Annotated in this window: 10 protein-coding genes; 6 read left to right on the top strand and 4 right to left on the bottom strand. The window is 63.7% G+C overall.

What is annotated here, in order from left to right:
* The coding region (gene ligA / locus KBY74_RS12500; RefSeq protein WP_254942973.1) for an NAD-dependent DNA ligase LigA at positions 1-2,060 on the bottom strand (2,060 nt) is incomplete at its 3' end.
* Between the two features lie 10 nt (positions 2,061-2,070).
* A complete protein-coding gene (locus tag KBY74_RS12495) occupies positions 2,071-2,493 on the bottom strand; it encodes a hypothetical protein (protein WP_254942972.1) in 423 nt (140 codons plus the stop codon).
* Between the two features lie 111 nt (positions 2,494-2,604).
* Here KBY74_RS12495 and KBY74_RS12490 point away from each other — a divergent pair, with 111 nt between their 5' ends.
* The 3 genes from KBY74_RS12490 (at position 2,605) to KBY74_RS12480 (ending at position 4,368) form a co-directional block, all read left to right on the top strand.
* Positions 2,605-3,150: a SprT family zinc-dependent metalloprotease gene (locus KBY74_RS12490; protein ID WP_254942971.1), complete on the top strand. Its 546-nt coding sequence runs from the start codon at positions 2,605-2,607 to the stop codon at positions 3,148-3,150.
* 140 nt (positions 3,151-3,290) lie between these two features.
* Entirely contained in the window at positions 3,291-3,797 is a 507-nt protein-coding gene (locus tag KBY74_RS12485; RefSeq protein ID WP_254942970.1) for a hypothetical protein, read from the top strand.
* A 49-nt stretch (positions 3,798-3,846) separates the two neighbouring features.
* Positions 3,847-4,368: a DUF1269 domain-containing protein gene (locus KBY74_RS12480; RefSeq protein ID WP_254942974.1), complete on the top strand. Its 522-nt coding sequence runs from the start codon at positions 3,847-3,849 to the stop codon at positions 4,366-4,368.
* Here the strand turns inward: KBY74_RS12480 and KBY74_RS12475 are convergent.
* Positions 4,308-4,766 carry a hypothetical protein gene (locus KBY74_RS12475; RefSeq protein WP_254942969.1) on the bottom strand — a complete coding sequence of 153 codons (459 nt, stop codon included), beginning with the start codon at positions 4,764-4,766 and terminating at the stop codon, positions 4,308-4,310. The two genes, KBY74_RS12480 and KBY74_RS12475, sit on opposite strands and share 61 nt — an antisense overlap.
* Before the next feature lie 84 nt (positions 4,767-4,850).
* On the bottom strand, positions 4,851-5,447 hold the full coding sequence (locus KBY74_RS12470; protein ID WP_254942968.1) for a chorismate lyase: 597 nt from the start codon (positions 5,445-5,447) through the stop codon (positions 4,851-4,853).
* A gap of 270 nt (positions 5,448-5,717) precedes the next feature.
* Between KBY74_RS12470 and KBY74_RS12465 the strand changes: the two genes are divergently transcribed.
* The 3 genes from KBY74_RS12465 to KBY74_RS12455 all read left to right on the top strand — a co-directional run.
* Positions 5,718-6,335, top strand: a complete 618-nt coding sequence (locus tag KBY74_RS12465; RefSeq protein WP_254942967.1) for an ISAs1 family transposase — start codon at positions 5,718-5,720, stop codon at positions 6,333-6,335.
* 2 nt (positions 6,336-6,337) lie between these two features.
* The gene (locus KBY74_RS12460) at positions 6,338-6,865 is read left to right on the top strand and encodes an ISAs1 family transposase (RefSeq protein WP_254942966.1); all 528 of its coding nucleotides are present in this window, start codon (positions 6,338-6,340) and stop codon (positions 6,863-6,865) included.
* 400 nt (positions 6,866-7,265) lie between these two features.
* Positions 7,266-7,667: hypothetical protein (locus KBY74_RS12455; RefSeq protein ID WP_254942965.1), on the top strand; the 402-nt coding region annotated here is incomplete at its 3' end.

The following is a 7,667-nucleotide window of genomic DNA, read 5'->3' as shown; positions in this document are numbered from 1 at the left end:
TAATTGGATTCCATTGCTATTTTGGCGGGGAGGAGCGATTTGAGTCCCGCTTCATCCAGCACCGGCACCCCCAGGCTCTGGGCCTTGCTGAGTTTGCTGCCGGCCTCCTCGCCGGCCACTACGTAGCTGGTTTTCTTGCTCACCGAGCCGCTCACCTTGCCGCCGGCCGCCTCGATCAGTGCCTGGGCGGCGCTGCGGCTCAAAGACGGCAGGCTGCCGGTGAGCACAAAAGTCTGCCCGGTTAGGGGCGTTTCGGAACCAGCTCCAGGCTCCTCGGGCCCGGCTGCCAGCGAGAAGCCCAGCCGCTCCAGATCCTCCAGCAGCAGCTGGTTGGCGGGGGTGGCAAACCACTGCTGCAGCGATTGGGCAATTTCAGCGCCAATGCCGAACACGGCGGTGATCGACTCGGGTGTGTTGGCCGTGGCGGTTGCCAGATCAGCAGCACTCGGGAAGGCCTTGGCCAGGGCTTTGGCGTTGACCTCGCCCACGTGGTGGATGCCCAGGCCGTAGAGCTGGCGGTGCCATGGTTGCTGTTTGGATGCGGCCAGGGCAGTCACCAGGTTGTCGGCGCTTTTGGCTCCCATCCGCTCCAAGCTGGCCAGCAGGGCCCCATCGAGGCCATAGAGGTCGGCGATTGAGCCCACCAGGCCCCGATCCACCAGCTGCTCGATCAGCTTGGCTCCCAGGCCATCCACATCCAGGGCCCCCTTGCTCACCCAGTGGCGCAGGGCGCCGCGCAGGATCGCCGGGCAGCTGGAATTCACGCAGCGAGTGGCCGCTTCGCCCTCCTCCCGCACCAGCTCCGAGCCGCACTCGGGGCATACCTGGGGCAGCTCCAGCCGCCCGGCTCCCGCTGGTCGCAGCTCGCTCAGCACCCTCACCACCTCGGGGATGATCTCGCCGGCCTTGCGCACCACGATCGTGTCGCCGGCGTGCAAATCCAGCTCCGCCAGGCGATCGGCGTTGTGCAGGGTGGCCCGGCTCACCGTGCTGCCGGCCAGGGGCACCGGTTCGAATTCGGCCACGGGGGTTATCACCCCGGTGCGGCCCACTTGGCAGGTCAGCCGCAGCAAGATGCTTGGCGCTTCCTCGGCGGCGTATTTCAGGGCGATCGCCCAGCGAGGCGCCTTTTGGGTGAAGCCGGCGGCGTCCTGGAGGCGCAGGTCGTTGAGCTTCACCACCACGCCGTCGGTGGCGTAAGGCAGGGCGCGGCGGCCCGTGTCCCAGGCGCTGAAGAAGGCTTGCACCGCCGCCAGATTCGGCAGCAGCTCGGCATTGGGGTTCACCTTGAAGCCTGCGGCCTGCAGCCATTGCAGGTTTTGCCACTGGCTGCTGGGCCCCTGGGGCGTGTCTTGCGGCAGGTGCAGGGTGTAGGCGAAGAAATCCAGCCGCCGCGCCGCCACCACTTTTGGATCCAGCTGGCGCAGGGTGCCGGCGCAGGCGTTGCGGGGGTTGGCAAACAGGGCCTCGCCGCGGGCAGCTCGCTCGGCGTTGATGGCAGCAAAGGTGTCATCGGGGATCAGGGCTTCGCCGCGCACCTCCACCCAGGCAGGTGGGTTCTCGAGCTGCAGCCGTAGCGGCACCGAGGCGATGGTGCGCACGTTGGCGGTGATCTGCTCGCCCCGCTCGCCGTCGCCCCTGGTGGCGGCCTGCACCAACAGGCCATGCTCATAGCTGAGGGCCAGGGCGTTGCCGTCGATCTTCAGCTCCCCGACCATCTCTAGGGGGGTGGCCGGCTCGCGGTCGAGCACCTTGAGCAGCCGGCCATACCAGGCTTCCAAGTCGCCCGGGTTGAAGGCGTTGTCGAGGCTGAGCAGGCCGATGCGGTGCTCCACGCTGCTGAACCCCGCAGCCGGAGCGCCCCCCACCCGCTGGCTAGGGCTGTCTGGGGTGATCAGCTCCGGGTGGGCTGCTTCCAGCTCCAGCAGCTCTCTGTAGAGCCGGTCGTAGACCGAATCCTCCATTTCTGGAGCATCCAGCACGTAGTAGGCGTGGGCGGCTCTTTGCAGCAGCTGCCTCAGTTCGCCGGCGCGGGCCTGGTTGGGGGGAGCGGCGCTCACGGCAACTGAATCAGGCCGCGGCGAGCTTGGTGATCCGGTCTACCCGCCACTGCTCTTCAATTTTGACGAAGGTGAAGTCGAGGGGCAGCTCGTCTTTGCCCTCGCTTTTGAGCTTCACCGTGAGGATCAGCTGGCCTTCATCAAGCCGGGGCCTGCCGGATTTGAGGTTGCGGTATTTGTTGAGCTGCAGTCCTGCCAGAAAGCGGATGAACTGCTGCCGGTTGACGTGGGAGCGGTAGTTCTTGGTGGTGAGCATGTAGGCGCCGTCCACCTGGCCGCTGGCCACCTGGGTGAAGAACTGCTTGATCAGTGGGTTGATGCCGCGGGCGCTGAGCACCAGCTTCACGGCGTTCACGGTCCAGAAGAGCAGCAGGGAGCCTGCGCCGGCCGCTAGGGCCTTGGTGCCGATCTCGCGGGCGATACCCCAATCCATCTCGATTCCAGCTGCGCTTGAGAGGTGCAGAGTCTGACCGACGGCCTTGCATCTTGAGACCTGGCGCAGGGGCTCGGCACAATGCGCCCAGCCCCTGCGTTCCCTGGCGGCATGCCCCTTGAGCCTCTGCTGCCGCTGTTTCACCGGCTCGACCGGGAATGGTTTGACGGCAGCCTGGCGCCGGCTGGTGAGCGTTTAGTGGATCTGCGCTGGAGCGACGGCCGCATGCGCCGCACCGCCGGGCTCTACCGGCGCGGACGCCATCCCGATGGGCGCCCCCTGTGCGAAATCGTGCTGTCTCGGCCCCTGCTCGATCCCCTGCCGCAGGAAGCCACCCTCAGCACTCTCTGCCACGAAATGATCCACGCCTGGGTGGATCGGGTGGTGGGTGTCGAGGAGGCCCATGGCCCCCACTTCCGCGCTCGTATGGCCGCCATCAACGGCGCCCAGGCTGGCTTCAAGGTGAGCATCCGCCACCGCTACCCCTTGCCCTCCAGCACCAGGGCGCCCCGCTGGCTGGCCTCTTGCCCCAATTGCGGCGTCAGCGCCCCCTACCGCCGCCGGGTGCAGGGTTTGGCCTGCCGCTTCTGTTGCGACCGGCTGCACGGCGGCCGCTGGCACGCCAGTTGTCTGTTGAGATTCGAGCAGGCGGCCTAAGGTCCCGGCAGCACGGCACTGCCATGGGCGTTTTCCTCTGGACCCTGGAATTCGGAGGTCTCACCATTGCCTTGGTGGGGATGGGCAGGGAGCGCTGGCTGGCGGGTCGTCGTCGCTAGCTGGATCCTTAGCCTGGGGTCATGCCTGAATCCTGGAAAGATCTAGATCGCCTGGTGAGTGCGGGCCGCCAGCTGGTAGATGGGGTGTCCGGTGCCCGCCCCGGCTCCCGCAGCGGCAACCGGGGCGAAGGCCGCCGGCCCGCCGGCCCCGCCGGAATGCCCCGGCTCGATGGCCTGGGTCGTTGGGTGGAAAATAAGCTCGATTGGATCCTGGAAGACGAGGAAGACTGGCGCGAGCCCTGGCAGGAGGCTCGCCCTGAGCCCAGCTCCCAGGCCCGGCCGCGCCGCCGCCTTGATGCCATTTCTCGCCGCAGCGCCGAGCCGCCCCAGGGCCAGCCCAGCCAAGAAAGGGAGCCGCAACAAAGGGAGCCGGAAGAATGGCCCGAAGATGACGCTTTCGCCCTGCCCCGTTGGCAGCGGCAGCCGTCTATTTCGCCCCCATCCCAGCCCCAATCCCAAACCCCATCTCAATCCCAGCTCACGGGCCGGGCCATGCCCCGCTCCACCAGGCGCCGAGCTGGTGGCTGAGGGCCCGCTCCGCCAAGCTGGTTAGGTTGGTTTTAAATGCACTTAAATGATGGGCAGCCTTGTGGTGGTGGGCTTTCCGAAGGCGGAAGAAGCCGAGCAGGTGCGGCGCGAGCTGGTGGACATTCAGCGTGAGCAGCTGATTGCCCTAGAGGATGCGGTGGTTGTGGAGCACGACAGCGAGGGCCAGGTGCACCTGCGTCAGGCCATCAATCTCACCGCTGCTGGCGCCCTAGGCGGTGGCTTTTGGGGCACCTTGGTGGGCCTGCTGTTTCTCAATCCCCTGCTGGGTGCTGCCGTGGGAGCGGGCGTGGGCGCAGCCTCGGGCTCCCTTTCCGACATCGGCATCAACGATGGCTTCATGCGCGAGCTGGGCGAGACCCTGCCCCGCGGCAGTGCGGCCCTGTGTCTGCTGGTGCGCGAGGCCACGCCAGATCGAGTGATCGAGCGCCTGCGCGCCCATGCTCCCCACGCCAAGTTGCTACGCAGCAACCTCAGCCATACCGACGAGGATCAGTTGCGGGAGCTGCTGGAGCGGGCGCGCCTGCAGGCAGAAGCCTTGCGTCTTACCTGAAACCTGCAGCCCCGCTGGCGCAGCTCCTGATTCACCTGGGTCACCAGATTTGCAGGTAGGTCGCTGGCCATTTCCTCGGCGGAGGTGTTGATCGAGGGGGACCCCTGCTCCAGGGCGCTGAGCAGGTCTGCCCATTGGTCGATCAGGTTGCGCTCGGCCATGGGCCGCAGACCCTGCTCCTGCAGCAGGGTTGCGCAGCCTTCCCCGTTCCAAACGGCGTTGGGACAGGTGGCCTGGGGATGGTGTTGATAGGCCAGGCCCTGTTGCAGGGCCGTGCTGCTGGGGGCACCGTTCTGCTGGCGCAGGCCGGCATCGCTGAGTAGCCGGCCGCAATGCACGGCGGATATGCCGAAGATGCGGCCAAGGTCGGTGAGGCTCAACCAGAGGCTTGTAGTCATGGCCAGGCTCCCCGGCGCAAGTGGCCCCATGCTGGACACAGCACTAGGCGCGTCAATCCGTCAACCGCGAATTGCTGTAAGCCGTTACTGAGTTTGTAAATCGTGACAAAGCTTGGCTGGGCCCAGCCAGTGCTCAAGGGCTGGCGAGAACACCTCCCGAATCACGGTGAGCTCCTTGCCCCCGCGGAAGAAGCGGTAGTGGCGACTCCAGAAGGGGCCTGCCAGGCCAAAGCGCTGCTCGAGCCAGGGAGCAGCAACAAGGGCCAGGCCATCCACCTCGCGGAACAGTTCGGCCCGTTTGGCCGTCAGGCTGCGCCAGATCGGCAGCTCCCGCTGCTGCAGGTAGGCGTCGGCCTGGCTTTGATTCCACCAGCTCTCTGCCCAGGCCAGGGTTTTGTCGCCGCAGCGCAGCCACACCTGGCGTCTCAGCAGGGGACCATCGAGCTCCACGATTTCCGGGGGCGGTGGCGCGCCGGCACGGGGGCCGGCTGGCTCAGGCGCCATGGCGATCAGCTCGATCTCCACCGGCTTGCCCGTGAGCGACTCCAGGTGCCGGGTGGGGCTGCCGTCACCCAATAGCAGCAGGCGCCAAGGGCCGCTCAGCAGACCATCGCCAGCGGCGGTGCTGCCATCGCTGAGGTTGAGCTGCCAGTGGGGTTTGGGGGATGACAGTAGCCCCATGGTGCCGCTACCTGTGTCCATACGAGCATTCTGGTGGCAGCTGAGGTTCCGCTGCGCCTTTGCGTTGTGCTGTTTCCCAAGGTGGCCGATGGCCCACCGGCCGCGCAGCCGGGTGCCTTAGCTACTCGTCCAACCCCTGCTACGCCGGGGTTGGAGCCCCCAGGGTTTTCACCACTCCCGGGGACGCGCAGGGCTGATTCAAAGTCCGTCACAGGCGTCCTTGCCGGGGCTGTCAGCATGGGTTGAGGTCGGCTGAATCGCCCCCTCCTTGTGCTTGAAAGCGCCTCCGCCGTAACCGATCTCGACCTGATCAGCTATCTGAGGTCAATCCCAGATGCGCGGATGCGGCGCGGGGTTCGGTTTCCGGCCTGGTATCTGCTGCTGTTGGCCGTGCTCGGAATCTTGAGTGGATGCCAGAGCTTGCGGGATCTGGAGCGTTTCGCCATCCGCCACCACAGCGTCCTGACCGAGGCACTCGGCCTGGCGTTGCGGCGGCCGCCATCAGATTCCTCGTTCCGCTACTTCTTCCAACAGGTGGATGTGGCCGCCCTGTGCACTGCGATCCGTGACTGGACGATCGCCCAAATCCCCGGTGGCGCAGCAGATCTCGATCAGCTGGTGTGTGACGGCAAGACCTTGCGAGGGTCGATCGTGCCGACAACCGGTGGTGGCTCGGCGTTCATTGCCCAGGTCACGCTGTATTCGGCCGCCCTCGGTGTGGCCATCAGCCAGGCCTGCTACGCCACCGGCGAAAACCACGAGCGGGCGGTGCTGCGGCAGCTGCTCGGCGAACTGGATCTGGGCGGCGTGCTCATCCAAGCGGACGCGCTCCATACCCAGCGCCCGTTTTTCGGCAGCTCAAGGAGCAGGGAGCCGACTTCCTGCTGACCGTGAAAGGCAACCAGAAGACGTTGCATCGTCAGATCCGATCTCAGTTCCACGGAAAGCGGCATATTCCTTTCGTGGCGGACGTTCACGAGATTGGCCACGGCCGCGACATCGCCTGGACGCTGCGCGCCAAACAGGCTCCAGAGCACATCAGCGAGGCCTGGATCGGCACCAGCTGGATCGTGGAAGTCACGGCCAGAGGCACTCGTGACGGCAGGCCGTTTCAAGCCACCCACCTGTTTCTGACGAGCCTGCGCACCACGCCAGAAGCACTGCTGCAACTGGTGCGCGACCGCTGGAGCATTGAGGGCTGGCACTGGATCCGTGACACCCAGCTCCGTGAGGACGCCCACCGCTACCGGGGTAATGGCGCCGGCGTGATGGCCACGCTGCGCACAGCAGCCCTCAACCTGCTGCGCCTGGCTGGGTTCCGCTCGATCCGGACTGGCTTACAGGCAGTGATGCACGACATCACGGCGCTGCTGGCAATGGCGCGGCGCCTGCCGGAACCGACTCCTGCAGAACTTTGAATCAGCCCTGCGGGGACGCGAGATCCGTGAGCTGGCTAATTACAGTAAGGAAATGCTGGCGCTGCGAGGTGCGGAGACAAGATGCAGCAGTGCACGATTACACTTTTAGGTACCCATAGGCTTCTGCATGACTCATTATCCCGCTCAGATTCATGGCTATAATTGGGATCTAGGCAGTTTTAGGGTCGTATGTGAAGAGCTCTGAGGGGATCTATGCGCGAAAGGCTCCTAGAGAGTTTTTATTAAGCGCTAGTCACCGGGCGCGGGCATGCATAATTGTTAATATTCGCAATCGAGCAGGGCTCTTTGATGCCCTTTCCCCAATAAAGTGCTAAATTATTATTGTATTTTGGAATTAGAGCAAAGTTTTCTTGTAGGTAGTTTAACCTCAATAGGCCAAATGTATTACACTAAAGCGCTGAAAAAATTCCTATTTAGAGTAAAGCATACTGATCAATATGCTAGAAAATGTAGGCTATATTGCGTTGGTGCTGCCAAGACGGGTACGCACTCTATCCAGGCTATGTTTAATGAGACAGTTCGCGCAGGACACGAGCCTAATAGTCGTTCCTTAATTAAAACAATTATTGCGCATGAAAAAGGTCTAAGAAGTCCCGAAAAATTTACTAATTATCTTATTAAACGTGATGCTAAAAACTGCCTTGATGTTGATTCTTCTCAGCTTAATTTTTATCTAATTAGCTTTCTGCTTCGACAATATGATGATGCTTTATTTTTGCTGACGATTAGGGATTGCTACTCTTGGCTGGATTCCATTATTAACGATACGCTAAGGAGAAGA

It is taken from the genome of Cyanobium sp. A1C-AMD, assembly GCF_024346495.1.
In the GTDB taxonomy this organism is placed as follows: Bacteria; Cyanobacteriota; Cyanobacteriia; order PCC-6307; family Cyanobiaceae; genus Cyanobium_A; species Cyanobium_A usitatum.
The sequence above is the reverse complement of the archived record's forward strand: the minus strand, read 5'-3'. Positions and strand labels throughout refer to the sequence as shown.